The organism is bacterium (genome assembly GCA_029210965.1).
Classification (GTDB): Bacteria; BMS3Abin14; BMS3Abin14; order BMS3Abin14; family BMS3Abin14; genus JALHUC01.
Genome location: JARGFZ010000016.1, coordinates 37,834 through 61,932 on the forward strand (window position 1 = coordinate 37,834; position 24,099 = coordinate 61,932).

Below are 24,099 nucleotides of genomic sequence, written 5' to 3' on the forward strand. Positions count from 1 at the left end.
TTAACATCGCCCTGCGAACGGCTAATAACATCCTAGAGGATCATTCCCATGGACATGAAGGCGCCCCCCCGCATAGCTGTTTTTATCTTCTTTTCCGGACAGGGGGGGGTGGAACGTATGATCACCAATCTGGCCCAGGGCTTCCTCGATACCGGATTTGGTGTGGACATGGTTCAGGCGCGTACGAGGGCCGAACATCTGGATTCCATCCCGGAGGGGGTCCGCCAGATCCGGCTTGGCACCAAACACACATTTTCAACCCTGCCGGGGCTTGCCCGGCACCTTCGCCGGGAGAACCCTTCCGCCCTCCTGGCAGCAAAGGATCGCGCCATAAAGGTGGCCATCCTGGCCAGGTGGCTTTCCGGGAGCCGGGTCCGCCTGGTCGGCAGAATAGGCACCACTGTCTCGGAAGCCATCTCCGGTAAAAACCCCATTCGAAGGTGGCTCTGGTACACTGGAATGCGCCTTTTCTACCCCTCTGCAGACCACATCGTGGCGGTTTCAGAGGGCGTTGCCCGGGACCTGAGGTCCATCACCGGCATTGCCCCGACAAGGATAACAGCCGTCCGCAACCCCGTTGTGTCAGCAAAAATACTGGAAGCGGCCGCTGAACCGGTCGAGCATCCCTGGTTCATCTGCAAGGAGGTTCCGGTCATCCTTGGGATGGGCCGCCTGACGGAACAAAAGGATTTCGGCACCCTGGTCAAGGCTTTCGGTCTGGTCAAAGAGGAAAGGCCGTGCAAACTCATCATCCTGGGCGAAGGACGTCAGCGGAACCCGCTCCGGGAAATCATTTTGTCCCTCGGTCTCGGGGCGGATGTCGATCTCCCCGGATTCATGTCCAACCCCCATGCGTGGATGTCCAGATCGTCTTTTTTCGTCCTGTCGTCCAGAGGGGAGGGATCGCCCAACGTGCTCACAGAAGCTCTCGCTCTGGGAGTACCTTCCGTTTCCACCGACTGTCCCAGCGGGCCCAGGGAGGTTCTTGCGGGCGGCAAATTCGGCCCCCTGGTGTCTGTGGGAGACCACATCGCCCTCGCCCTGGCCATGGAGCAGGTGTTGGACAACCCCCTGCCGCCCGGGCGGCTGAAGGAGGCCGCCGAAGATTATTCCGTTGAAAAGAGCACCATGGGGTATCTCGATGCTCTTGGTATTCGGCCGCAATAAACAGCCTTGAAGTCGGCGGAAACGGGAAAGGCCCCAGACGATCCGGACTGCCGGATGCCTTACCCGGTAAAAGTGACCCTGCTGGTTAAATGAGAGCCGTTTTCCACCCTTTCCAGTTCATTTACCCTGACCCGGGCCAGCGCCAGCCCGACAACCAGCCAGCAGTTCATCCCCACAACATGCCAGAGAACGTGATCCACCAGGCTCAGGACCGGTATCGAGAGCAGGGCAACCAGGAGGGCAGGCTCCAGGTCTCCGCCGGCCGTGTTTTTCAACCAGTTGGAGAGGGTTTTCATAAACAACAGTAACCATACAGCAGCAAGATTCAGCCACCCCAAAAACCCCGTCTCCAGAAGGACCTGGAGAGATGTATTGTGAGCGTGCCTGATGATATTATGTACCTTCCCGTCAAGGGGCCATTTGGCATGCATCTTTTTCAGAACCTTCTTGATGCTGCCCTGACCGATAACGACCCTGTACCACGGCCCCTCCTTGATGACCTCGGCGGCTGCCTGCCAGTGGATCACCCTGGAATTAATTGAGGAAAAAGACCTTCTTTCCGGCCTAGCGTACTTGAACCAGTAAAAGTAGCCGACTGAAGCGGTAAGAAGAAAGACCATCAGGGCCGCTATGGCCCTTTTCTTGAGGTTCCCCTTGGGACCGGAGAATACTAGCGAGGCAGGCATTGTCACGACCAGTACCGTTACCCAACCGTTCCTGGACCCCGTGAGAAAAAGCAGAAACAGGGCCAGGGCGGCCCCGCCACCAGTGAAAAGGGTAATCAGTTTTCTCCGATTGTCGAAGGCGTATGTCAGATAGAACGACAGGAAGATGACCAGCTGAAATGCCAGGATGTTGGGATTGTAGTTCCTGAAGCCGACCAGGCGTTTGCCGCCATCCACGGGATCAACAAAAAGAAATACATAGTTGACAAGTTCCAGGGACATCCATATCCCGAAGGATGCCAACAGCGCCGTAATGAACCGGTTCAGGGATCTCCGGTCTCTGATCCCGAGCCCGACCACAAAAGCGAGGACGACTCCCTTGAAGTAGGAACTCTGTCTATGGGAAAACTCCATTCCGGGAGCATCGTAGGCGAAATAGGCAGAGAGCAGGTTGAGGCTCACGAAAATGACCATGAGGGCCAGGACCCGGTAAAAATATCGTCTCGAACCTGCCGGCAGGGGGGATCGAAACTCCATCCAGACAGCGGGGATGAAGGCGATGTAAAGAGGAATTTCCCAGCCGCTCCGTATGCTGAGAAAAAAGAAGGCGAACATGTAAACGGAAAGAAGGATGTAAAGAAGCGCCTGGGGTCTAGTCGTCATCCCGAAGCCCCCTTGTTCCCCAGGGCGAAAAGGCCCGGATCGATGCCGGGGGGAGAACGTGGTTCCCTTTTTTACCTGGAACCCATTTCCCGATACGATAAAGTTCGATCTTACGGCCATGATAATAGTTGCCCAAAACATCCCATGGCTTCACTTTGGTCAGCCCAAAGTCCTTTTCCATATTTTTTTTGCCTCCTCCTCACCCAGGGAGATGTAATGCTGTGGAGCGTACTCGGCCATTTTCCAGGAGAGCGACTGCGTCCCGTACAGCGAATTGATCGTGGGCAGCCCTGTGGCCAGACCCACAGTATTGGCCATGTGACCAATGAGCACACTGCTCCCTCCAGCGGTGCGGTCCTCTGAAATGATCCTGTTCACATCCTCACACATGAAATGGAGCGAATAGAAGGGTTTGACCATGTAATCCACAACCCGATATCCATTCCAGCCGACCAACAGGAAGATCATTATCAGAGGCAGCAGGGTCCTGACCGAACCGGAAGCTTTTTTTCTCAGATCCATACCCACCTGAACCAGAAGGATAGTCATGGGGATGGAGAGAGCGATGAAATATCTCGGCGGATGGTATGAAGTCATGCTCATGACGATGAGGTGGCCAACAACCCAGAGAACGGAAATCCTCACGAGAGGATCCCTTCTGAAATCCGGAGACCGTCTCCACTGCCGCCAGGAGAATATAAACGATAATAAAACCAGGGCCGGTTCAAGGCGAAGCACTCTTTTGGCCCCACCCACAAGATCTCCCGCAATGGTTGAAAGGTCCCTGGATATACGACCGGAAAAATTCAATTGGGTAAAAAGCCTGTAGTCTTCGGGGAAAATTGACCGTGCATAGTAATTGTAACCACCGACCAATACACCTACGATAATGAGAGCGGTGAAGCCATAGATCAATTTTTCCTTTAATGACCATCCTTTTCCCGTGACCAGCGTAAGGAGGTAGACGGGAAAGAGGATGAGCACGGCGCTCTTGGCCAGGAGGGCCACCGCGAATAAAAGGGTGGACAGGGCGAAAAACGTGCGAGACTTACCCTTGGGATTAATGGCGGTCACGGTGATGGCGCTCAGGGCGATGGTCAGAGCCGGGATATCCAGGATGGCCAACCGGCTGAAGGAAAAAAGGATGTAGTTGGTCGAAAGAAGGCCTGCCACAAGACCGGCCGTAACCCTGTCGGAAAAGTGCCTTACCAGGAAATAAACAAGGAAAACAGGAAGGCAGAAGCTGACTGCGACTGTCATCCGGGCGGTGTCAAGACTCGCACCGAAAACCGAGAAAACCGCTGTCTGGATCAGGGAAACCACGGGCAGGTTGACGGAAGGGTTGAAATCACCCGGTATGTACCAATTCCCCGACAAGGCGAAGGCCACCGCTCCGTTGGAATACCATCCTTCGTCTGTGTACAGAGCCCCTGATCGGGTGATGTCCTGGGGAAAATCCGCTTCAATGTAAAAGAACCTCAACCCAAGGAAAACCAGGATCAGAAAGAGGAAAATGACATAACCGACTTTCTTCCCCTTTTCCCCGATCAGAATTGGCATGTCAGGTCTATCCATCAGAGGTCCGGATTTTCATAAGGGATTTGAGCTCTTCCACGTTTTCGGAGGATGCGCCCTTTGTCCCTTTTGACACCGCCGCGGCCATCCGGCCCATCTCGTCCCGTGTTCCCTGCTCCCTCGCCAGCGTTTCCACCGCTCGGGTCAACTCCTCAACATTATTCACCTCAAGGCACCCCCCGGATGATGTCAGAGTTTCGGCGATATCCCTGAAATTGAATGTATGAGGCCCACTTAGAACGGGGACACCGTGCATGGCCGGTTCCAGAAGGTTATGCCCACCAACCGGTACCAGACTTCCTCCCACGAAAGCCACGTCAGCCCGAGCGTAGAACCCGTCCAGTACCCCCATGGCGTCAACGAGCACAACATCCCCATCAACAGCATTACCCTTAAGGATATCTGAGTACCTGGTGAAAAGTACACCTTCCTTTTTCAGAAGCCAGGACACCTCGTCGAACCGTTCCGGGTGTCGGGGAACAAGGGCGAGAAGGAGGTCTTTCCCTTCAAGTCTCCTTATCGCTTCCAGGACGACCTCCTCCTCTCCGGCGTGGGTGCTGCCGGCCACCAGGACAAAACCTCTTTCAGCCCATCGTCCGACCTCATCCGGTAAGGCCACCGGTTCCAAAACACGGTCGTACTTCATGTTGCCGGTAACCTTGACCGACTCAGGGCGGGCGCCCATCTCCTTGATCCGCCGGGCATCCTCCTCGCTCTGCATGAGGAACATGGTCACCTTCTCAAGGATGGGCCTGAAGAACCAGCGGAACCTCAGATACCGGGATAACGAACTGTCCGATATCCGGCCATTGACCACAATGACGGGAATATCCCGCTTAAAACAGGCTGCGAAGAAGTTCGGCCAGATCTCCGTTTCGGCAGTAATGAAGATCTCAGGGTTGATACGCCGGATCGCTCGACCAACAACAAAAGGCAGATCCAGGGAAAAATAAAAGATGAACTTTACGAAGCTACACTCTCTTTTTGCTGTCTCCTGACCTGTGACCGTCACGGTGGAAAGAGCGATGCGGCCCCTGGCAATCTCGTCCTCATCCAAGAGCTTGAGCATGGGGGCCACAGCTCTCACCTCGCCGACCGATACGGCATGGCACCAGACCGTCTTTTTCACCATGACCGGTGAACGGCCGAACCTCTGTGCCAGCCCCTGCCTTCTTTTTTTAACAAAAACCAGCTGATAGATGACCCACGGAAGGGCCAGGATCCCAAAGGCAAGGATGATAGCATTGTACAGGAGTGATCGGGCCGACACCGGGTCAATCTCCCCTGTCTGAATGGTCCTGGGAAGGCTGCTTCCTTTCCTCAGGAGGCAGCAGGGAAAAGATTTCCTTTTCCTCACCGCCCAGGGTAAACCGCACCAGTTCCGCGTCGATGCTTCCGATACTGACCTTGCTCTTCATGAGCACCGGGATATGCCACTGGTCGTCGGTCATGTAGACGTGCAGTTCCCCCTTGCGTCTGAAGATACCCTCGAATTTCAGTTTGGGATGGACAACAACGGTCCTGAACCTTCCTGCGCTTACCTTGACCTCCTCAGCCGCGATGACATCAATGACCAGCTCCCAGTTCTTTCGGCTCTCGAACACACGATATATTATTGAATCACCCACCTGAAGTGATTCGTTTCTCAGTGCGTACAGGGCCGACAGGTTGTCATGGGTCTGGGGAGGGATCTCGTAATCCTGGCTCTGGGTATTGCCTTTTTTCTGGATTACCCGAGTCACCGACAGAGCTTCCTGGTCGAAGATGAGGACCCTTTTCTCCCGTTTGCCGCCTTCTTTCATGTCGAAAACATATTTGCGGGTCAAACTGTCAGAGGGGTGGATGTGAGTCTCGTACCGGTCCCTGACCTTGTAGACCAGATCCACAAGGCTCCTTGATCTCGCTGTAGATACGACCCTGTAGAGGAATGCCCCTTCAACAAAATCCCCCTCAACGATCTCCATCACCGAGTCCCCTGCCGCTATACCTGCCCACTTCAGAACATATTCCAGCCGCTCCCCGGGCTCGTAGGCTGTCACCTCCTGGGCTGATGCCGGGGACGGCAGAACCATGGACAAAAGAGCCCAGATCAAAAAAACTCTGCGAATCTCCACCCCCATCACAACCCCTCGTTTAGAATAAACCTGGCAGCCTCAACAACCGTTTCACAGCGTTTGACATCTGCAGGTATATCACCCTTTTCGGCCTTCCCGGTTTCCACCAGGATCGGCCGTAAACCTGTTTTTAACCCTGTCTTAACATCCTTGTCGATGTCCCCCACTACCCAGGAACGGCTCGGGTCGACACCCAGGTCGCGTTGAGCCCTCTGAACCATGAGCAACTCCGGTTTTCTGCAGCGACAGTTGTCCTCAGGATGGTGTGGACAGTAGTAGATCGCAGCAAGGGCAACACCCTTTTCCTTCAATAACCCCACCATGGTGAGGTTCACCGAAAGGGCAGTCTCCTCATTGAAATACCCCCTGCCTATCCCGGACTGGTTCGTGATCACCACGAGGAGGTATCCCCTGTCCTGGAGTCTTTTTAAAGCCTCCGGAACACCAGGATAAAAGGTGATGCCAGCGGGGTCAGCCAGGTAACCGATATCATCGATGATCGTCCCGTCACGATCGAGGAATACAGCGGGCCTGGAACTTGGGGTGTCTTTAAGGGATTGGTTGTTCATCTATTCCTCTTTGCTCGTACAATAGCACCCTCTCCTCCTCGTCCCAGGCCTCGAGTATGGGGGTATGGGTGTTTGGGGGTATGAGGGGGGAATTCCGCATCTTCACTCCCTTACTCCCTTACTCCGTTACTCCCTTACCGATGGCCCCTTCAGGGCCGCGGCCTCGTCTTCCATCTGTCATGCAGCCAGGTCCACTGCTGAGGGTGAAGCCTGACGATCTTCTCGGTCCACTGCGTGTAGCTCCTGGTTCTCTCAAGAAGATCTGTGTCGGTATCCGCAATATTATCATGGAGCATGATCTTTTCGATAACGATGCGATGGATATTCCCATCCCGGTAGGAGTAAAGGGGCACAACCGGGGCACCCGTTCGGCGCGCCAATAAAGCAAGGCTGGTGATGGTGCAGGCCTCACGGCCGAAAAAGGGAACAAAAACCCCCTCCCTGCGGCGCGCGTTCTGGTCCTGCACAAGACCCACCATGCCCCCGTTCTTCAGGTGACGGAGACTTTCCTTCATGGTACCGCGGCCCATGAACAGTTTGATCCCAGCCTTTTCACGGTATCCCATCCAGATACGGTTTACCGCCTCGCTCCTGGATACCTTTGTTATGAGGGCCACAGGATAGCCGCGAGCAGCCAGACCCGCGCCAAGCATGTCCCAACTCCCCAGATGAGCTGTGAGGATAAGCGCCCCTTTGCCTGAAGCCAGTGCCTCAATCAGGTGCTCCTCCCCTTCCACGGAGGTAAGGCGCTTCATTTCCTCAGGTGTCGCCCTGGAAAGGTTGAAAAACTCCAGGATATTCATCCCCAGGAAACGGAAGGAGGCCAGGGCAGTGGTTCTGATCTCTTTTTCACTCAGGCTCTCACCCAGAGCCATGGTGAGGTTTTCAAGAGCCAGATTTCTGCGTCTTGGTGCCAGGTAATACGCCATACTCCCGACAACTCTCCCCAGGAACAGGCCGGTGCGCCGGGGAAGTATTCGAAAAACCGTTCCCAGTATCCACAGTAATACTGTTTCCAGCTGATATCTCATTTCAGGCTGCTCCCCCCCCTTTGCTCACCAGAGCCAGAACTGTATTCAGCAGATCATCCTCCGCCTCGATAACCGGATGGATAGACAGAGAGTACAGGGGCAGGGAAAGGTTTGGGTGGTTCCACCGAGCTGCGTCCTTTTCAGTGGTCACAAGTCCGACAGCTTCCTTTCGAAGAGCGGTTTCCTGGATCATGTTGATGTCAGAAGCGCTGTACGGGTGATGATCCGGAAATGTCAAAAGTTCCACAACCTCAATACCGGCTCTTGTCAGGGTCTCTCTAAAACCTTCAGGTCCCGCGATACCACAAAAAGCCACAAAAAGCCCATCTGGCCGGTCCCCTGTGACGGTGGGCTCGCCAGGGCTCACCAGTGACAGGCCCAATGGCCGATAATCTGCCCAGAATACCGATGCCTTGCTGTGACGGTTGAGAAACCCCTCGAACTCCGGATCCGCCTGCTTTGCCTTGGTCACGACAACAAGGTCCGCGTCGTTGAGCCTCGACACCGGTTCCCTGAGGATTCCTGCAGGCAGCAGTCTACCGTTACCAAACCGCCTGTGCCCGTCTACAACCACGATATCAAGATCGCGATCCAGGGCAAAGTGCTGGAAACCGTCATCGAGAAGAAACAGATCCACATCCCTGGTTTCAAGCACCTTCCTGCCTGCGGCAAATCGATCCCTGGACACAACTACCGTAGCTCCCCTTATTTTAGACGCCATGAGAACAGGTTCGTCCCCGACATCTTCCCAGGTGTCTCTTTCCTCCACGATCCGGAGACCACCATGGATCCGCCCGTATCCCCTGGTTAGAACAGCGACTTTAACGCCTGAAGCCATCAAATTTTCGGCAAGCCACATTGTCAAGGGCGTTTTACCGCCTCCCCCGATGGTCAGGTTACCCACACTTACCACGGGCCTCGGCAAACGGTGGCAGGTTAGAACACTTGACCTGTAAAGATAGCGGTGAAACGATGAGATCCCCCTGTAGATCGCGGACAGGGGAATCAGAAACGGCAGTAAATAGACCGGCGGATCGGAAAGAACCGCCTCAAAACGGCTGCGCATCACATTCAGATCTTTTCTGCCTCATCGATGAGCATCACAGGTATATCATCCTCTATTCTGTATTTGAGTCGGCAGGTGTGGCAGACGAGTGAACTCCCCTCGTTCTCCAGTTTTACCTCCCCTTTACATTTGGGGCAGGCCAGAATGTCCAGCAGTTCCTGATCGATAGGCATAGGATTTCCTCCGGAAATCAGTTTGGCGTTTGGTGTTTGAAGTTTGAGGTTTTATTCAAAGCAGCTGAGAGCTTCAACTTCAAACCACAAACATCAATCCTCAAACGGCATCCTCAATAATTCAGTAGTCAGAGAACATCTATTTTATATTTTCGATATGACGATGTTAACAGGAAACAATCTACTGGCTTCTGGCTCCTGGCTCCTGGCTCCTGCTCTTCAACCCCGTTATCCCATCAGCCCTCTCCTGCAGCCTCAACAACTCTTTTTTCAGGAAGCGGCTGTCCCGGGCCATTGCTTCTTCACTCATGTCATCATCAAAATAAATTGGATCACTGAAGATCACAGCCCCCTTGCTGAAGGGCCACGGGAGCAGGTAAAGATCCCAGGCGCGGGAAAAGATGTGGGCAGGCCTCGCGGATGCTGCCATCCCGATAACGGGGGCACCGGTTTTCTTGGCCAAATAGATAGCTCCCGGTTTTACCTCATGGATGGGCCCTCTGGGCCCGTCCACAGCAAAGGTTGCGTGATACCCCTTTTCCATAAGTTTTTTCAATCCGATAAGGCCCCGTGCCCCGCTCCTGGATGCCGAGCCCCTCACAACAGCATATCCCAGACCTGTCATTACGCGAGTCTGCAGCTCACCATCCCTGCTCAGGCTGGACATTATCCCCATCTTCCGCCCCGCGAGAAAACCTGTGGGAAGGAACTGTCTTCCGTGAAAGAAGGCCACAACACAGGTCCGACCTGACAATTCAAGTTCATCCAGGATCTGCGCCCCCTCGCAGCGTATGCGGACAGTCCATGTCACGGACCTGATCAAAACCCTTGCGAGTAGCGGGATCAGCCGTCCGGCACTGCCGATACTATTTTCTGATCCGGCCGGTAAGAACATCCGCTTCAATCTCCAGCTTAGACAGTACCTCTTCGATCCGCTGGCAGTCCGAACTGACGGACTCCTCCGAAAGGTCTGCGTCAAGGAGTATCGGCTCACCCAGATGCACATTAGTGCGGCCAAAGGGCATGGGAAGAAAGAAACGATCCCACACCCACCCCAGGGTCACCGAAGGCCATGCGGAAGTGGTCACCGGAACGATAGGGACACCCAGCTTTTTAGCCACAAAAACAGCACCCGGTTTCACTTCCCTGTAGGGTCCTCTGGGACCGTCCACGGCAAAGACCCCTATCTTGCCATTTCGTACCACACTGACTATTTGCGCCAGAGCTCTTGGCCCCCCCCGGCTCCTGGAACCTCTGATGGTGGTATACCCGAAGTTGTGTAAAATGCGTGTCTGGAGCTCACCCAGGTAGCTGATACTGAGCATAACAACGATCGGCCAGTTCCGGAGGTAGTAGATCAGGATGAACAACCGGCCGTGAAAAAATACAAGGATGAAGGGTTCACCTGATTCCACCATGTCCAGAACCGGAAGATGCCCTGTAAACCGGGTTTTAAGGGTAGCCCCGAGCCCCTTGACAAGAGCACTCGCCAGATAAGAAAGCAGCGGCAGAAGATTGTATGCCTGCTTCCTCCTCCATTCCCGGAAGGAACTAGTCCTCTTTGGCCTCGGGGTCATCGGAAGGGTTCTCCTCCACCAGAAGGGAATAAAGTCGGGAGTATTCACCACCCAGATCGATAAGCTCCTCGTGGTGCCCAGATTCAACGATCCGGCCCTGGGAGATAACGATGATACGGTCGGCATCCTTCACCGTGGAGATACGGTGAGCAATGGTCAGGGTCGTTCTCCCCTTTACCAGATTTTCGAGGGCTTTTTGTACCAGATGCTCTGATTCGGTGTCCAGAGCGCTGGTCGCTTCGTCCAGGATTAGGATCGGGGAGTTTTTCAGAAGGGCCCGCGCTATGGAGATTCTCTGCCGCTGCCCGCCCGAAAGACGGGCGCCGCGTTCGCCAATGATCGTGTTGTACCCTTCGGATAGTGATTTTACAAAATCCAGGGCATAGGCTGTTTTTAAAGCCTCTTCCAGATCTGCCTCCGAAACATCGGTCATGCCGTAGCAGATGTTGCTGCCAATTGTGTCGTTAAACAGGACAACTTCCTGGGAAACGATGGAGATCTGCTCTCTGAGGCTTTTCTGGGTCACCTGTTTGATATCATATCCATCAACGGTGATCTTCCCCTCCGTCACATCGTAAAACCGGGGAATCAGGTTCACAAGGGTTGTCTTGCCGCCTCCGCTGGTCCCGACTATAGCCAGCTTTGTTCCCGAGGGGATATCCAGATCGATATCTTTTAAAACGTACTCATCCCCATAGCGGAAGCTGACACCTTTGAAGGTTATGTGACCGGAGCTGCGCGGTATGTCCACGGCGTCCGGAGCATCGTCGATCCCGGGGGAAATGTCCAGGATCTCGAAGACACGCTCGGCCGCGGCCAGTCCCTGCTGAATGATGTTGTTAACCGAGGTTATGTGCTTAACCGGTTCATAAAGCATCATGATTGCAGCAAGAAAGGAAAAGAACTCACCCACCGTCATTTTCCCGTTAATTACCGTAAGCCCTCCGATCCAGATGATGAAAGATACCGACAGTGCTCCGATAAACTCCATCACCGGGTTAGAAAGAGCTTTCACCCTTTCTATTTTCAGGAAGGACTTCACCAGCTTCTCGTTCTGATGCTTGAACTCGTCAAGCTCTACGGCTTCGGTTCCGGAGGCCTTGATCAGCCCTGCCCCGGAGATCTTCTCCTGCATGAGTTTGTTCAGGCTCCCCACCTGCTCCTGGCTGCGCCTGCTGGCCTTTTTCATTTTCCTGCCAAAGCGAACAAGAGGATAGAAAGCCAGTGGGAACCCCACAAGAGCGATCATACCCAGTTGAGCGTTACGGTAGAAAACGACAATCGCCAGGCCCAGGATTGTGAAGACGTCCCTAAAGGCACCCACAAAGGCCTCAGTGACAGCATTCTGCATCATGTTCACATCGTAAGTGACGCGGGACATGAGCACTCCGGTAGGTGTTTCAGTGAAAAATGACAGGGACATGCGGTGCATATGTTCGTAGAGTTCGTTCCTGATGTCCTGGACCATACGGAGTCCTGCCCAGCTCATTACATAGGTCCGGACATACCGGAATATGCCCTTGAGTATGTAGATGGCAATTATGACCACGGGGATTAGAAGAAGCAGCTGGCGATCGCCAGCTATGAATACGTCGTCAAGAACGTTCTTGATGATCAGCGCAGACAGCGCCGTCATGGCAGCCACGCCGATCATAGCGAGGGTCGAGATGACCAGCTTGCCTTTATAGGGGCGGGCATAGCGAAGAAGCCTGAGATACATCCAAAAGGAGTGGCTCATTTCATTGCCCCTGAAACGATTTCCAGGGTTTTTTGAGCCGCCAGCCGGGAAGCCTGATCGCCCTGAAGGGTTCCCAGCACTTCTCGTCCCGCACGCAGATACTCTGCCCTGGCGGGCCCCTCTTCTAAAATCCTCAAACCTGCTCTGGCAAGCCTTTCGGGAATTACTTCCTCCTGGAGCAGCTCCTCAACCACATCTCTTCCAGCAAGAATGTTCGGGAGGCTGAAACGATCGATCTTGACTATCCGTTTGCCAAGAAAATAGGTCAGCCAGGAAGTCCGGTAAGCTACGACCTGAGGAATTCCGAGGAGGAAAGCCTCCAGGGTGGCCGTACCCGAAGAAACAAGGGAAATGTCAGAGATACGAAGAACCTCTCTGGACCGGCCAGCTATTACCGTAACCTCGATACTGGCCTGGGCGAGCATACTCTCGACAAATGTAATTGAGATGGTCTGAGGCAAAGGAAGGTAAAATCTAACTTTTCCTTCAAGTTCGCGGGATATCAGTTGAGCAGCTTTGAGAAAATGAGGAAGCAGTTGTCGGACCTCTGAGGTCCTGCTTCCCGGCAGCAGGCTGACCACCGTTTCCCCCTCAATCTTTTTCAACAAAGGGGCTTCTGCAGTCGAATCTCCCAGGATCTCAGCAAGAGGGTTCCCCACATATGACACCGGCATCCCCAGAGAACGAAAGAACTCTTCCTCGAAGGGAAAAATGGCAAGGATATGATCCACATATTTTCTCAGGTACTTAATGCGACCTTTGCCCCACACCCACAGTTTGGGAGCCACGTAGTAAACCACCGGGATGCCGAGGCGTTTAGCCTCTTTGGCAAGCTCGATATTAAACCTGTAAAAATCAATCAGAACAAGCCCATCCGGTCTGGACTTGCGCATGGACTCTTTGGCCTCGTCGAGGATCTTCCTCAGTCGGCCCATGTCGCGCACGACTTCCCAGATCCCCATGACCGAGAGATCACTGATGTGAACCTGCAGGTCAACGCCTGCCTCGGCCATCCTATCACCGCCAATGCCGGCCAGCTTAATTCCGGGTTCCAATGCCTGAAGCGCCTTTGCCAGTCGACCGCCGTACATGTCGCCTGACACTTCCCCCGCTACGATCATCAGGCTTCGGGCCAATTGACTCCCCCATCCCCGGTTTCAGTGCCCGCAAGAAGGGTTATACCCTTTTCTTCGCACATGGCGGAGATCCTACCGAGATCGAGGAGGAAACATCGCCCAGCCTCTACAACAAGAAGGTTCCCGCCCGCTTCAGCCAGGCGCGCAACGGTTTCCGATCCGACAGTAGGTATATCGTATCTGAGGTCATGATCTCCGGCTGCAAGTTTAACTACGGTTACCCCACCACCCGAGATCATTCCAGCTCTTTTGATAGCCCTGTCCGTTCCTTCCATAGCCTCTACCGCCACCACAGCCCCCCCCTTTATGATGGCCGTCTGGCCAATATCGAGGTTCGCAATGGCCCTGGCAATCCGCCACCCGGCTTCGATATCCGGAACCTGCCGGAGCTGCACAGGCGGTCCGGCTAACCATCCAGCTTCCGGGAGAAGATCGGGCGCCACTTCAGTGAGGGGAAGAACTTCAAAACCGTTCCCTGAAAGAAGATCGACCAGACCCCCCAGGATCGTTGAGGGACAATGGTCCTTAAGGTTGCCCAGGAAAGCTGCCAGAAGGCCGTCAAATTTTCCGGTGCTGAAGATCTCCTCGTGGCCGACCCTCCCGGCGAGAACAACTTTCGCAACTCTGGCCTGTCCCAGGCCGTCCAGTAGCTCCTGGAGCTCGTATGAATTGTACCACCCGGTTTCCCACTCCGGACAGTCGAGGGCCGGGTCAGCTGCGCGTTTCAAACCGGCCACATATACATTATTACCAGCCCCTGACAGGTATTGTGCTATGTGAAGGGGAAGGTGGCCTGAACCGGCAATAACACCGATCCGATCCCCTGCCGAGATCATCTCGTAACGCCCCTTTCAGATGCCAGCACGAATTCAATGAGAAGCTCGACAGCAGGATCCTGAGAGATTTCCGTCCGGACTTTTGCCACAGCTTCGCCCAGGACCAATCCGCTTCTGAACAGGACTCTGTATGCCTTTTTTAAATTGGAGATCTCATTGTCAGAAAGCCCCTTTCTTCTGAGTCCCTCGAGGTTCAGGCCCACCAGCCTTGCCCTGTCGCCCTGAACGGTCGTAAATGGGGGAACGTCCTTGACCACTACTGAGGCGGCACCAATATAGGACAACTGGCCTAACCTGCAAAACTGGTGTACACCTGTCAGGCCGCTAAGAATGGCCCCATCCTCGATGATCACGTGGCCGGCCAAAGTCGAAGCGTTACCGAGGATGACTCTGTTACCGATGCGGCAGTCGTGAGCCACATGAGAATAGGCCATGAAAAGACCATCATCCCCGATGCTTGTCACCATGCCGCCACCCTCGGTTCCACGGTGGATGGTGGCACACTCCCGGATCTGATTCCGGTCCCCGATGACGAGTTCGCTGTCTTCACCCGCGTATTTGAGGTCCTGCGGCATCGCCCCTACTGACGCGAACTGGAATATCCGGTTTCCCGAACCGATGGTGGTCCTGCCTTCAAGAACGACGTGGGGTCCGATGACCGTATCAGCTCCGATGCGAACACCCTTTCCAATGATTGAAAAAGGTCCTACCACGACTCCGGCATCAAGCTCAGCTCCGTCGCTCACAACCGCATGGGTATCGATCCTTGTTTCTTTGAGGGCCGGCATCTAATCCCTTTCGGTTTCCCTGTCCACCAGGATAGCCTTCATCTGGGCCTCGGCAACAAGGTCTTCTCCAACATAAGCCTTACCTTCGAAGCTGGCGATCGTCCCCCTGTGCCTGGTCTGTACGATCTCCTGGCGCAGCTGATCCCCGGGAACGACCGGTCGTCTGAATTTCACCTTGTCGATAGACATGAAGTAGATAACCTTGTCTTTCATATTGTTCTCGATTTCTTCAACGGTTCCTTCGCCAGAAAAAGCCAGGATCCCAGCCACTTGAGCCATAGATTCCAGAATGAGCACTCCCGGCATTACAGGGTGCCCGGGGAAGTGCCCCTGGAAGAAATGCTCGTTTATTGTGACGTTCTTTAAGCCCACGATCTTCTCCCGGGGAACCAGTTCCAGTATCCTGTCCACGAGCAGAAAAGGATACCTGTGCGGCAGGATCTTCATTATATGGGCAATGTCCATTAGCTGTCTTCCTCCTCTTCATTCACTCCGCTGATTTTCGACATTTCTCTCTCCAGCCTGGCAAGTCTTTTTCTCATTTCATCGAGCCTGTTAAAAACGGCTGATGATCTTCTCCATGTTTTGTCATCAGTGGCAGGGAAACCGGCAAGACGGGCTCCCGGGGGAGCATCCCTGGTAACTCCAGTCCTGGCCATGATGATGGTGCCGCTGCCGATTTTCAGGTGTCCACTCACTCCGGATTGCCCTGCCATGATGACATTGTCCCCGAGCACAACACTGCCGGCTAATCCCGTCTGCCCGGTGAGCAGACAATTGGTCCCTGTACGGGCATTATGGGCAATATGGACCAGGTTATCCAGTTTACTCCCGTGACCGATCACCGTTTCACCAAAAACTGCCCTGTCGATGGTACACCCCGCGCCGATCTCCACCTCGTCCTCGATCCTTACGATCCCCGTATGCAGGATCTTTCTGTGGCGCTCACCGACCGCTGCGAATCCGAAACCATCGCTGCCCACGACTGTACCTGCATGGATGATCACCTTGCTGCCGACACAGACACCGCCTTCCAGGACAACGTTGGGGTGGATCGTGGTATCGTCACCGATCGTAGCTCCAGGGCCTACATAGGCTCCCGACATCAGTGTGACCCTGTCCCCGATCCTGGCGTCCTGGCAGATCACCGCGTAAGGGTGGATACTGGGCTCTTTACCTATACTGGCTTTTTCATGGATAAATGAAACACTGCTGATGCCCGCAGCCTCGTAGGGCCTCAAGTAAAACAGTTCCATCGCCATGGCGAACCCCAGATAGGGATTTTCAACACGGATGAGGTTTAACCCGCTGACCTCGGTCTCCCTGGACACGATGACTCCACCGGCCGAAGTGTTCTGCATTGAAGACAGATATTTTGCGTCCGAAAGAAACGAGATCTGATCCGGACCTGCTGTGGTCAGGGGTGCTACGCTCGACACGATGACGTCAGGATCACCAACCAGATCTCCGCCGAGTTTCCCAGCCAACTCGGCCAGGGTGATCTTTTTCACTGCCCTTCTCCCGCCATATAACGCTCATTGTAGAGTTTCACGACTCTATCCGTGATATCCATATTGTCCTCGAAATAGACCACTGCGCTTCCGCTTTTTTCAAGAACGATGGTAAAATTCTCTGCCTCGGCGATCTCACGGGCGATCTTGATGAGACCTTCAAGTATCCTTGAAGAAAGCTGTTGATTTTCTCTTTCCTCTTCCTCTTTGGCCAGGGTCACGTATTCGATAAGCTGAGCCTTGGTCACGCGGTATTTTTCCTTCAGCTCTGTCTGGGCCTCCTGGCTGAGGACTGGACTTTTTATCTTTTCCTCCATGGTATCGAGTTCCGCTTTCATTTTATCAACCTGTTCCTGTTTCGCCATGTGCTTTTTCTTCAGGGTCTCTTTAGCTGCAAGCCCTTCAGAAGTTGAGTTGAGTGCGCCCTGCAGATCCACCACCGCGATCTTGAGCATGGACGCAGCCATAATGTTTCCGGTAAACAAGGTCAGCGAGATCCCGGCCACAGCAATTATTAGTGCTAAGTGTTTGAATGTCATTTTGATCCTCCTAAATCTTTTATGATTGGTGACTTGCGGCCAGCGGATGATCACACTGACATTACTATTCACCATTCACTGTTCACCTTTTAATCTACACTATTCCCTCTTCCTTATTCCCCATTCCAGTTTCTAAAACATCGTCCCGATGGAAAACTCCCATCCCGGTTGCAACTCATCGGGTTTCGGATCGAGGTTGAAGCCCCATTCCAGTCTGAGGAGACCGATGGGCGCTGCCCACCGGAATCCGAAACCTGCGCCATACCTGAGGTCTACTGCCTTGACATCCTCATCCTCAGCCCATACGTTTCCACCATCAAGGAAAAGCACACCTTTGATGTTGGCATCACGTATCAGGGGATAAGTTGCCTCAAGGTTCATCAGGAAAGATTTGGTCCCTCCAACAGGCTCACCATCCGCAAGGGGCCCGACCTTTCTGTATTCAAAACCCCGGAGAGTGTAAAGCCCACCCATGAAATATCTTTCGGTAACCGGGACTTCATCTCCTCCAAAGGGTGAGACGACACCTAACTCCAGATGGACAAGCCCGACCAGATCCCCGGCGAGAGGTGTAAAAAAGCTGCCTTCGACCTGATAACGAACGAAATCGTTGGTCCCACCAAGCACACCGCCCGCTAATTCCGACGAAAGGAGAAGGGTAACTCCCTCTCTGGGATCCCGGGGGAAATCCCGCGTATCATAATTATATCCGAGACGTATTGACGATGTGGCGGAGACCCCTTCCTGTTCCTTGATAAGATCACTGGCATTTAAATCAATGTCGTACACATCGAAGTTCACATAGCGATAACGGCCTGACAGGCTCGATGAATCGCTGAGCATGTAACCCAGCCTCACGCTGGCGCCGTCACTGTCCTGTGTGTATTCGGAATAAACATTGCTTTTGTTGAACAGGTCCATCCCGAAAGAAAAAGGCCCGGAAAACAGCCTCGGTTCAGTGAAACTGATGCTGTAAGTGGAGGTTTCACTACCCGCCTCGAGGTTCAGGTTCAGTTTCTGCCCCCTCCCCGAAAAGTTCCCAAGGGAAAGTTGCAGAGTTCCAACGAGGCCTGACTGACTCGAAAAGGATGCCCCGGCTGAAAGGGAACCGGCCGCTCCCTCTTCAACTTTGACGTGGATATCCGCAATGTTGTCTCCAACCTTGACGGTTCTTACATCCACCGTGGAGAAGAAACCCATTCTCCTGATAAAGCGCTTTGAATCATCAAGTTTCTTCTGATCGAAAAGATCCCCTTCCATGAGACGCATTTCCCGCCTGACGACATAATCCCTGGTTTTGCTGTTTCCGGATACGTGTATCCACCGGATATGCACGGGAGGACCCTTTGTGAGCACCAGGTTAAGGGCAACCTCCTTCTTGTCCTGATCCTTATTGAAAAGAGGCTCGATGCGGCACCAGGCATACCCCTTATCGCGGTAGCTGTCCTCATACATTCGAAGGTCGTTCATGACCTTGCTTCTGACAAAGATATCGCCAATATTGACGCTCGGCTCTCTCCTTATATGATCCGGAAGTTCCTCCCAGTCCCCGGAATAGCGGATCTCTCCAAGGGTGTATTGTGATCCCTCATCCACCTTGAGGGAGACGTACAACCCCTCACCATCCGGATGCAGCTCCACCTCAGGCTCCTGGACCTTGATATCCAGGAACCCATCCTCCATGTAGAGGTACTGGATTCTCTGCAGATCGTCGGCCGCAGCCTTTGCATCGTAACCTCCTGATGATGAAATAAAAGACAGCGGACCGGTCTCTTTGGTCATCATTACCTTCTGGAGCTTGCTATCTTCAATATTTCTGTTGCCTATGATGTCTACTTCGCGGATCAGGAACTTTTCAGACTCTTTTACAGTATAAGTGATCACGACACCCTTTTCGGTTTCCTGAATGTCGGAAGTTATACCTGTGCCGTGGTACCCGGCCGCACTGTATACACCTTCGAGAGCCTTGATCTCAGCGGGCAGTTTACCGGGGTCCGCAAAGGAAAAAGCCTTTACCTTGAGGACCTTCTTCAGTTCGATATCCTCCACCGATTTCCTCCCGATAAATTCGATCCGGCGGACCATGGGGAACTCCGTCACGTTTACAATAAGGGCAACACCGTTTTCAGAGGCTTCCTCATCTATGGACACACGGGCGAAAACTCCCAGTCTGTAGAGACTGCGTACGCTCTGGGTAATAGAAAAACTGCTGAACGGGTCTCCGATGGCTATGGATAAAGCTTTTGTAACGCTGGAGCTGTCAACTCGCTGATTTCCTTCGATACGGATGTCGGTGACAACAGGTGCGGCGCTGGCCTCGATAGCGACGAATAAAAGAACCGCACACAGGAGAGCGAGTGTAGATGTAAATAATACTCTGCAGGTCACTTGTATCACCTCTCCTGGTGAAGCACGCCGTCCCTGAGCTGGAACCTGCGATGAAATCGGGAAGCCATCTCCCTGTTGTGGGTCACGACGAGGAAGGTCGTTCCTTGTGTCTCGTTAAGGTCCAGAAAAAGATCCTGCACTGAAGCTGCCGTTTTCGCATCCAGGTTGCCTGTGGGTTCGTCAGCCAGTACCATGGAAGGGTGGTTGACGAGGGCTCTGGCCACCGCCGCCCGCTGCTGCTCACCGCCAGAAAGCTCACCAGGCCTGTGGTCGCCTCGCTGGGACAGGCCAACCTGCTTCAAAAGCACCTCAGCCCGTTCCCTGATCTGACCTTTTTCTCCACCAGCTATTATTCCGGGCATCATGACGTTTTCAAGACAGGTGAACTCTGCCAGGAGATAATGCATCTGAAAGACAAAACCGATCTTCTGGTTGCGAAAAGCCGCCAGATCCGGTTCTGAAAGGCTGAATATATCCTTCTCGCCATAATGGACGGTTCCGGAGGACGGCGAGTCAAGACCCCCGGCAATGTGAAGCAGGGTGCTTTTCCCTGCACCTGAAGCACCGAGAATACCCACCACCTCTCCGCTCTTCATGGAAAGTTCCATACCATCCAGAACTTCGATAGTCTTACCCGCTTTGGTAAACACCTTTGTCAGCTGTCTGGCCTCGAATATCGGACGCTCCAGGACATCATTCATACCTGAGGATCTCCACGGGGTTCAGCATGGACGCTCGCCTGGCCGGATAAACCGTGGCGATAAATGAAACCACCGTGGCCGCCAGGCAGATGGCAGCAACATCCATTAACTGTACCTTCACCGGAAGTGTGGTTACGTAGTAGACGCTTGCGGGCAGCTCCACGAACTGGTAATTGGCGAGTATGAAGCACAGACCCAGTCCCAGCAGCAGCCCCAGAGTGGTCCCCCCCAGTCCAATGATAAGGCCTTCCAGCATGAATATGCGGCCGATGTTCTTACGTGTCGCCCCCATGGCCTTGAGTATTGCTATCTCCCTGCCCTTTTCCATCACCACAAGGATAAGGGTACCGATGATATTGAAGGCCGCAACGACTATAATGAGAACCAGGATGATGAACATGGTTATCTTTTCGAGCTTAAGGGCCGAGAAGAGGTTCTGGTTCATTTCACGCCAGTCGCGTACCCAGAAAGTGTGACCAAATTCACCCTGGATGTTTTCGGCTATTTCATGGGTCATGTAGATGTCATCAGTCTTAACTGCAACTCCCGTCACCGCTTCACCCAGATCGAAGAAGGTCTGGGCCGCACTGGTAGTGACAAGGACAAGTCCCGTGTCATACTCATACATACCCGTATCAAAAATCCCCTCGACTGCGAAACGCTCCATCAGGGGAACCATTCCGAAGGGCGAGGAGATCTCGGAAGGTGAGACAAGGGTAATAAGATCTCCGATCCGGAGCCCTCTCTGTCGGGCCAGTTCCACCCCTATAACAATTCCATTGTCGTCAAGGTCCTCAAGGGATCCCCTGGTCATGTTGCCGGCAAGGTCTGTGACCCCCGCTTCCAGTACTGGATCGATCCCCCTGACAACAACCCCCGTCACATCTCCCTCCACCTTCAGAAGGGATTGACCCATGACATAAGGAGCCGCTGCCACAACGTGATCCAGATCCAGAACCCTGGACACTACATCCTGGGCATCCTCAATACCTCCCACACCCGTGATGAGGATATGAGAGGTGGTCCCCAGGATCCGGTCCTGCATATAGGAAGAAAAGCCGGTCATGACAGAGATAACTGTGATCAGGGCGGCAACGCCCACCATGATACCCAGGACGGAGATCACCGTGATGAGCGAAACAAAAGCGTGTTTTCGTCGGGAACGGAGGTGGCGCAGAGCCACCATCCACTCAAAGGATCCCAAAAGTCATCCCTCCTGGCAGGGTGCCCGAAAAATCCGGCACACTGCGCATTAGCTTTAACTTATTAATTACAATGCCTTTTCCAATAACAAACATAAAAATGCCCCGGCAACTCAATCCAGAAAGCTTCCGTGCCCGATAAAGTTCCAGATCCGGCATTAGGGCTGTTCTGCCCTCTGGTGGGGGAAAAGGATAACATCCCTGATAGAAGGGGAGTCGGTGACGAGCATGACAAGCCTGTCGATGCCGATCCCCTCGCCAGCCGCGGGCGGCATACCGTACTCAAGGGCTCTGATGTAGTCGGAATCCATGTGATGGGCTTCCTCGTCCCCGGCATCGAATTCGGCCACCTGCTGCCGAAACCGGTCCTCCTGGTCCCTTGGATCGTTCAGCTCCGAAAAGCCGTTGGCTATTTCCATGCCTGCCACGAATAGTTCAAACCGTTCGGCGACCTCGGGATCGGCATCGCTCCGCCTTGACAGGGGAGAAACGGAGATGGGGTAGTCGTAGACAAATGTGGGAGCCGCTAGTTTCGGCTCCACGAAGTGCTCAAATATCTTGAGGTGCACCTTGCCCAGAGGATCTTTGTCCGAGACCGGTATCTCGGCCTTCCGGGCAAAAGCCGCTGCTTTTCCGTGATCGGCTCTGATATCTTCTCCAAACCCTTTCACACCGTTTAAAGCATCGTAAAAAGCCAGACGGGTAAAGGGGCGGGCAAAATCAAGCTCTGTCCCCTGGTATGTGATAGTGCTGGCTCCGGCCGCTTTCTGAACCACCGTCTGGAGAAGTTCTTCAGTAAAATCCATCATGTCGTGGTAGTCCGCGTAAGCCATGTAGAACTCCAGCATGGTGAACTCGGGGTTGTGCATGGTGGAGATACCTTCGTTGCGGAAGTTGCGGTTTACCTCGTAGACCCTCTCGAATCCGCCAACTACAAGTCGCTTGAGATACAACTCTGGAGCCACTCTCAAGTACAGGTCCATGTCCAGTGTGTTGTGGTGGGTTACAAAAGGTCTGGCCGTGGCCCCCCCTGGAATGGGATGCATCATGGGTGTTTCCACTTCCATGAACCCATTCTCGTCCAGATGATCACGCATGTGTTTGATCAGACCCGTCCGTCGCCGGAAGACCTCACGAACCTCCGGGTTGGCAATAAGATCAACATAGCGCTGCCTGTAACGGATCTCCACATCCTTCAGCCCGTGCCACTTTTCGGGCAGAGGTCTCACCGATTTGGTGACAAGAACGATCCGGTCCGCCTGGATGGTCAACTCGCCGGTCCTGGTCACAAAAGGTGTTCCTGAAATACCGACGATGTCCCCCACATCCCACATTTTGTAGAGGGCATATGCCCCTTCTCCAAGGACATCTTTTTTTATGAAGACCTGGATGCGACCGCTGCCGTCTTCCAGCTGCAGGAAGGCGGCCTTGCCGAAATCCCGTACCGCCATTATCCGTCCCGACAGAACATAGCTTTTCCCGGAACCCTCTACCTGCTCCGGAGTCATCCCCTCCAATTCGGACCGGACATCTTTACAGGTGTTTTGTCTTTTAAAATCATTAGGATAAGGGTTTACACCCTCCTCCCGGACCTGCTGGACCTTTTCCCTGCGAGCCGTGATTATCCGGCTTTCGCTTTGATCTGACATGCTTTCCCCTTGCTGGATCGGGCTTTTGAAGCGTGGACCACACGCGTCCCTAAGTTGTTGATATTAAACATTTCAAAGTAATAGAGCGGGGTGGAAAGGTCAAGCGTAATCAGTTGACAGGCGTAATCAGTTGACAGGAAAACTGGTTAAAGTGAAAGGTGAATGGTGAATAGTGAACGGTCCCGCCATTGGCGGGATTCACGGTTCACTTTTCACACTTCACTAACTACTCAGATCCCCCCGCAGGGTTTCCATCAGGTACAGCAAAAAATAGAGGAGTACCAACCCGGAGAGGATTAAAGGGGGCCATGTCCCTTCCATAAGCCAGAACTCCTCGAGAACGAGATGGTTCTCCCAGAAGGCATCGGGCATACCGGGGGCGAGGTAATTAAGAATTCCAAAAAGGAACACCGGGAGGAAAAACAGAAAGACGACAAGGGTTTTCATGACCCGGTTCAACACCGGTACCCGAATTATATCCTTTTCAACCAGCAGCCCAAAGGCAACAAAAGGCACCGAGAAAATGAAGATCTTCATGGCGAAGATAATAATATCTTCCCACTGGGCCATCTTAATGCCTGTAACAGCACCCACGATGGGGGACAGTAAATCCATACGGGCCTCTCCTTTTGGCAGAAATATAAGGAATACTGGTGTGGGTGTCAAGGGAGGGAAGGAATGTTCAGTACCCGGGAGCCAGGAGCCAGTAGAAGAGCCGTGATCAATAATCGATATAATCCCACACTTCGAATTATGAGTCACGAATTACGGAATTTACTTTGCCATTTGGAATATGTCTCTTTAAGGGTTGCTCCGGCCATGTTTTTCCTCCTGACTCCTGGCTCCCGGATGCTGGCTTCTGCACTCCCTAAAATCTTGATTGATTCTATTTTTGAGATTTTGGGGATAAAAAAACCTTGTTGGGATGGTAAGTTACGTTAAGAGACGGAACTTTCCACAACTAACCAACAAGGTGAGAAAATGATAACGAAAACGGTGCTTCCTTTCAAG

The 24,099-nt window shown here is 53.5% G+C and carries 24 protein-coding genes; 1 reads left to right on the plus strand and 23 read right to left on the minus strand.

Features of this window, described 5'->3' with window-relative positions; translation table 11 throughout:
- Nucleotides 1-54 precede the first annotated feature (54 nt).
- The gene (locus P1S59_08150) at nt 55-1,167 is read left to right on the plus strand and encodes a glycosyltransferase (protein MDF1526222.1); all 1,113 of its coding nucleotides are present in this window, start codon (nt 55-57) and stop codon (nt 1,165-1,167) included.
- A gap of 59 nt (nt 1,168-1,226) precedes the next feature.
- Here P1S59_08150 and P1S59_08155 read toward each other — a convergent pair whose 3' ends face one another.
- The 23 genes from P1S59_08155 to P1S59_08265 all read right to left on the minus strand — a co-directional run bounded on the left by P1S59_08155 (nt 1,227) and on the right by P1S59_08265 (nt 23,703).
- Nucleotides 1,227-2,495 carry an O-antigen ligase family protein gene (locus tag P1S59_08155; protein MDF1526223.1) on the minus strand — a complete coding sequence of 423 codons (1,269 nt, stop codon included), beginning with the start codon at nt 2,493-2,495 and terminating at the stop codon, nt 1,227-1,229.
- Nucleotides 2,485-2,676, minus strand: a complete 192-nt coding sequence (locus P1S59_08160; protein ID MDF1526224.1) for a hypothetical protein — start codon at nt 2,674-2,676, stop codon at nt 2,485-2,487. The genes P1S59_08155 and P1S59_08160 overlap by 11 nt, the downstream gene beginning before the upstream one ends.
- A complete protein-coding gene (locus tag P1S59_08165; protein MDF1526225.1) occupies nt 2,655-4,055 on the minus strand; it encodes a glycosyltransferase family 39 protein in 1,401 nt (466 codons plus the stop codon). Before P1S59_08165 ends, P1S59_08160 begins: the two co-directional genes overlap by 22 nt.
- 7 nt (nt 4,056-4,062) lie before the next feature.
- On the minus strand, nt 4,063-5,340 hold the full coding sequence (locus P1S59_08170; GenBank protein ID MDF1526226.1) for a 3-deoxy-D-manno-octulosonic acid transferase: 1,278 nt from the start codon (nt 5,338-5,340) through the stop codon (nt 4,063-4,065).
- Between the two features lie 4 nt (nt 5,341-5,344).
- A complete protein-coding gene (locus P1S59_08175) occupies nt 5,345-6,163 on the minus strand; it encodes a DUF3108 domain-containing protein (GenBank protein MDF1526227.1) in 819 nt (272 codons plus the stop codon).
- A 26-nt stretch (nt 6,164-6,189) separates the two neighbouring features.
- On the minus strand, nt 6,190-6,753 hold the full coding sequence (locus P1S59_08180; protein MDF1526228.1) for an HAD family hydrolase: 564 nt from the start codon (nt 6,751-6,753) through the stop codon (nt 6,190-6,192).
- Between the two features lie 149 nt (nt 6,754-6,902).
- A complete protein-coding gene (locus P1S59_08185) occupies nt 6,903-7,784 on the minus strand; it encodes a lysophospholipid acyltransferase family protein (protein MDF1526229.1) in 882 nt (293 codons plus the stop codon).
- A gap of 1 nt (nt 7,785) precedes the next feature.
- Nucleotides 7,786-8,850 carry a tetraacyldisaccharide 4'-kinase gene (lpxK, locus tag P1S59_08190; protein MDF1526230.1) on the minus strand — a complete coding sequence of 355 codons (1,065 nt, stop codon included), beginning with the start codon at nt 8,848-8,850 and terminating at the stop codon, nt 7,786-7,788.
- Between the two features lie 5 nt (nt 8,851-8,855).
- Nucleotides 8,856-9,023, minus strand: a complete 168-nt coding sequence (locus P1S59_08195) for a Trm112 family protein (GenBank protein MDF1526231.1) — start codon at nt 9,021-9,023, stop codon at nt 8,856-8,858.
- A 181-nt stretch (nt 9,024-9,204) separates the two neighbouring features.
- The gene (locus P1S59_08200; GenBank protein MDF1526232.1) at nt 9,205-9,918 is read right to left on the minus strand and encodes a lysophospholipid acyltransferase family protein; all 714 of its coding nucleotides are present in this window, start codon (nt 9,916-9,918) and stop codon (nt 9,205-9,207) included.
- Nucleotides 9,890-10,600 (minus strand): lysophospholipid acyltransferase family protein, encoded by a 711-nt coding sequence (locus tag P1S59_08205; GenBank protein MDF1526233.1) that lies wholly within the window; start codon nt 10,598-10,600, stop codon nt 9,890-9,892. The genes P1S59_08200 and P1S59_08205 overlap by 29 nt, the downstream gene beginning before the upstream one ends.
- Nucleotides 10,575-12,338: a lipid A export permease/ATP-binding protein MsbA gene (msbA, locus tag P1S59_08210; protein MDF1526234.1), complete on the minus strand. Its 1,764-nt coding sequence runs from the start codon at nt 12,336-12,338 to the stop codon at nt 10,575-10,577. Before msbA ends, P1S59_08205 begins: the two co-directional genes overlap by 26 nt.
- Entirely contained in the window at nt 12,335-13,474 is a 1,140-nt protein-coding gene (gene lpxB / locus P1S59_08215; GenBank protein ID MDF1526235.1) for a lipid-A-disaccharide synthase, read from the minus strand. Before lpxB ends, msbA begins: the two co-directional genes overlap by 4 nt.
- Nucleotides 13,459-14,310, minus strand: coding sequence for a UDP-2,3-diacylglucosamine diphosphatase LpxI (gene lpxI / locus P1S59_08220; GenBank protein ID MDF1526236.1), 852 nt, complete (start codon nt 14,308-14,310; stop codon nt 13,459-13,461). Before lpxI ends, lpxB begins: the two co-directional genes overlap by 16 nt.
- Nucleotides 14,307-15,098 (minus strand): acyl-ACP--UDP-N-acetylglucosamine O-acyltransferase, encoded by a 792-nt coding sequence (lpxA, locus tag P1S59_08225; GenBank protein MDF1526237.1) that lies wholly within the window; start codon nt 15,096-15,098, stop codon nt 14,307-14,309. The genes lpxI and lpxA overlap by 4 nt, the downstream gene beginning before the upstream one ends.
- Nucleotides 15,099-15,563 carry a 3-hydroxyacyl-ACP dehydratase FabZ gene (gene fabZ, locus P1S59_08230; GenBank protein ID MDF1526238.1) on the minus strand — a complete coding sequence of 155 codons (465 nt, stop codon included), beginning with the start codon at nt 15,561-15,563 and terminating at the stop codon, nt 15,099-15,101. It abuts the gene before it with no gap.
- Nucleotides 15,563-16,609 carry a UDP-3-O-(3-hydroxymyristoyl)glucosamine N-acyltransferase gene (gene lpxD, locus P1S59_08235; protein ID MDF1526239.1) on the minus strand — a complete coding sequence of 349 codons (1,047 nt, stop codon included), beginning with the start codon at nt 16,607-16,609 and terminating at the stop codon, nt 15,563-15,565. Before lpxD ends, fabZ begins: the two co-directional genes overlap by 1 nt.
- Nucleotides 16,606-17,148, minus strand: coding sequence for an OmpH family outer membrane protein (locus tag P1S59_08240; protein MDF1526240.1), 543 nt, complete (start codon nt 17,146-17,148; stop codon nt 16,606-16,608). The genes lpxD and P1S59_08240 overlap by 4 nt, the downstream gene beginning before the upstream one ends.
- Nucleotides 17,149-17,280: 132 nt before the next feature.
- Nucleotides 17,281-19,536 carry an outer membrane protein assembly factor BamA gene (bamA, locus tag P1S59_08245; GenBank protein MDF1526241.1) on the minus strand — a complete coding sequence of 752 codons (2,256 nt, stop codon included), beginning with the start codon at nt 19,534-19,536 and terminating at the stop codon, nt 17,281-17,283.
- 5 nt (nt 19,537-19,541) lie between these two features.
- Nucleotides 19,542-20,237 carry an ABC transporter ATP-binding protein gene (locus tag P1S59_08250; GenBank protein MDF1526242.1) on the minus strand — a complete coding sequence of 232 codons (696 nt, stop codon included), beginning with the start codon at nt 20,235-20,237 and terminating at the stop codon, nt 19,542-19,544.
- On the minus strand, nt 20,230-21,441 hold the full coding sequence (locus P1S59_08255; GenBank protein MDF1526243.1) for a lipoprotein-releasing ABC transporter permease subunit: 1,212 nt from the start codon (nt 21,439-21,441) through the stop codon (nt 20,230-20,232). Before P1S59_08255 ends, P1S59_08250 begins: the two co-directional genes overlap by 8 nt.
- A 156-nt stretch (nt 21,442-21,597) precedes the next feature.
- Nucleotides 21,598-23,088, minus strand: coding sequence for a lysine--tRNA ligase (gene lysS / locus P1S59_08260; GenBank protein MDF1526244.1), 1,491 nt, complete (start codon nt 23,086-23,088; stop codon nt 21,598-21,600).
- A 222-nt stretch (nt 23,089-23,310) separates the two neighbouring features.
- On the minus strand, nt 23,311-23,703 hold the full coding sequence (locus tag P1S59_08265; GenBank protein ID MDF1526245.1) for a hypothetical protein: 393 nt from the start codon (nt 23,701-23,703) through the stop codon (nt 23,311-23,313).
- Nucleotides 23,704-24,099: the final 396 nt, after the last annotated feature.

Bases quoted from the DNA above. Each gene is read 5' to 3' on its own strand.
- P1S59_08150 (MDF1526222.1), top strand. From the start codon at position 55: ATGAAGGCGCCCCCCCGCATAGCTGTTTTTATCTTCTTTTCCGGACAG.
- P1S59_08155 (MDF1526223.1), bottom strand. From the start codon at position 2,495: ATGACGACTAGACCCCAGGCGCTTCTTTACATCCTTCTTTCCGTTTAC.
- P1S59_08160 (MDF1526224.1), bottom strand. From the start codon at position 2,676: ATGGAAAAGGACTTTGGGCTGACCAAAGTGAAGCCATGGGATGTTTTG.
- P1S59_08165 (MDF1526225.1), bottom strand. From the start codon at position 4,055: ATGCCAATTCTGATCGGGGAAAAGGGGAAGAAAGTCGGTTATGTCATT.
- P1S59_08180 (MDF1526228.1), bottom strand. From the start codon at position 6,753: ATGAACAACCAATCCCTTAAAGACACCCCAAGTTCCAGGCCCGCTGTA.
- P1S59_08185 (MDF1526229.1), bottom strand. From the start codon at position 7,784: ATGAGATATCAGCTGGAAACAGTATTACTGTGGATACTGGGAACGGTT.
- lpxK (MDF1526230.1), bottom strand. From the start codon at position 8,850: ATGCGCAGCCGTTTTGAGGCGGTTCTTTCCGATCCGCCGGTCTATTTA.
- P1S59_08195 (MDF1526231.1), bottom strand. From the start codon at position 9,023: ATGCCTATCGATCAGGAACTGCTGGACATTCTGGCCTGCCCCAAATGT.
- P1S59_08200 (MDF1526232.1), bottom strand. From the start codon at position 9,918: ATGTTCTTACCGGCCGGATCAGAAAATAGTATCGGCAGTGCCGGACGG.
- P1S59_08205 (MDF1526233.1), bottom strand. From the start codon at position 10,600: ATGACCCCGAGGCCAAAGAGGACTAGTTCCTTCCGGGAATGGAGGAGG.
- msbA (MDF1526234.1), bottom strand. From the start codon at position 12,338: ATGAGCCACTCCTTTTGGATGTATCTCAGGCTTCTTCGCTATGCCCGC.
- lpxI (MDF1526236.1), bottom strand. From the start codon at position 14,310: ATGATCTCGGCAGGGGATCGGATCGGTGTTATTGCCGGTTCAGGCCAC.
- lpxA (MDF1526237.1), bottom strand. From the start codon at position 15,098: ATGCCGGCCCTCAAAGAAACAAGGATCGATACCCATGCGGTTGTGAGC.
- fabZ (MDF1526238.1), bottom strand. From the start codon at position 15,563: ATGGACATTGCCCATATAATGAAGATCCTGCCGCACAGGTATCCTTTT.
- P1S59_08240 (MDF1526240.1), bottom strand. From the start codon at position 17,148: ATGACATTCAAACACTTAGCACTAATAATTGCTGTGGCCGGGATCTCG.
- P1S59_08250 (MDF1526242.1), bottom strand. From the start codon at position 20,237: ATGAATGATGTCCTGGAGCGTCCGATATTCGAGGCCAGACAGCTGACA.
- lysS (MDF1526244.1), bottom strand. From the start codon at position 23,088: ATGTCAGATCAAAGCGAAAGCCGGATAATCACGGCTCGCAGGGAAAAG.
- P1S59_08265 (MDF1526245.1), bottom strand. From the start codon at position 23,703: ATGGATTTACTGTCCCCCATCGTGGGTGCTGTTACAGGCATTAAGATG.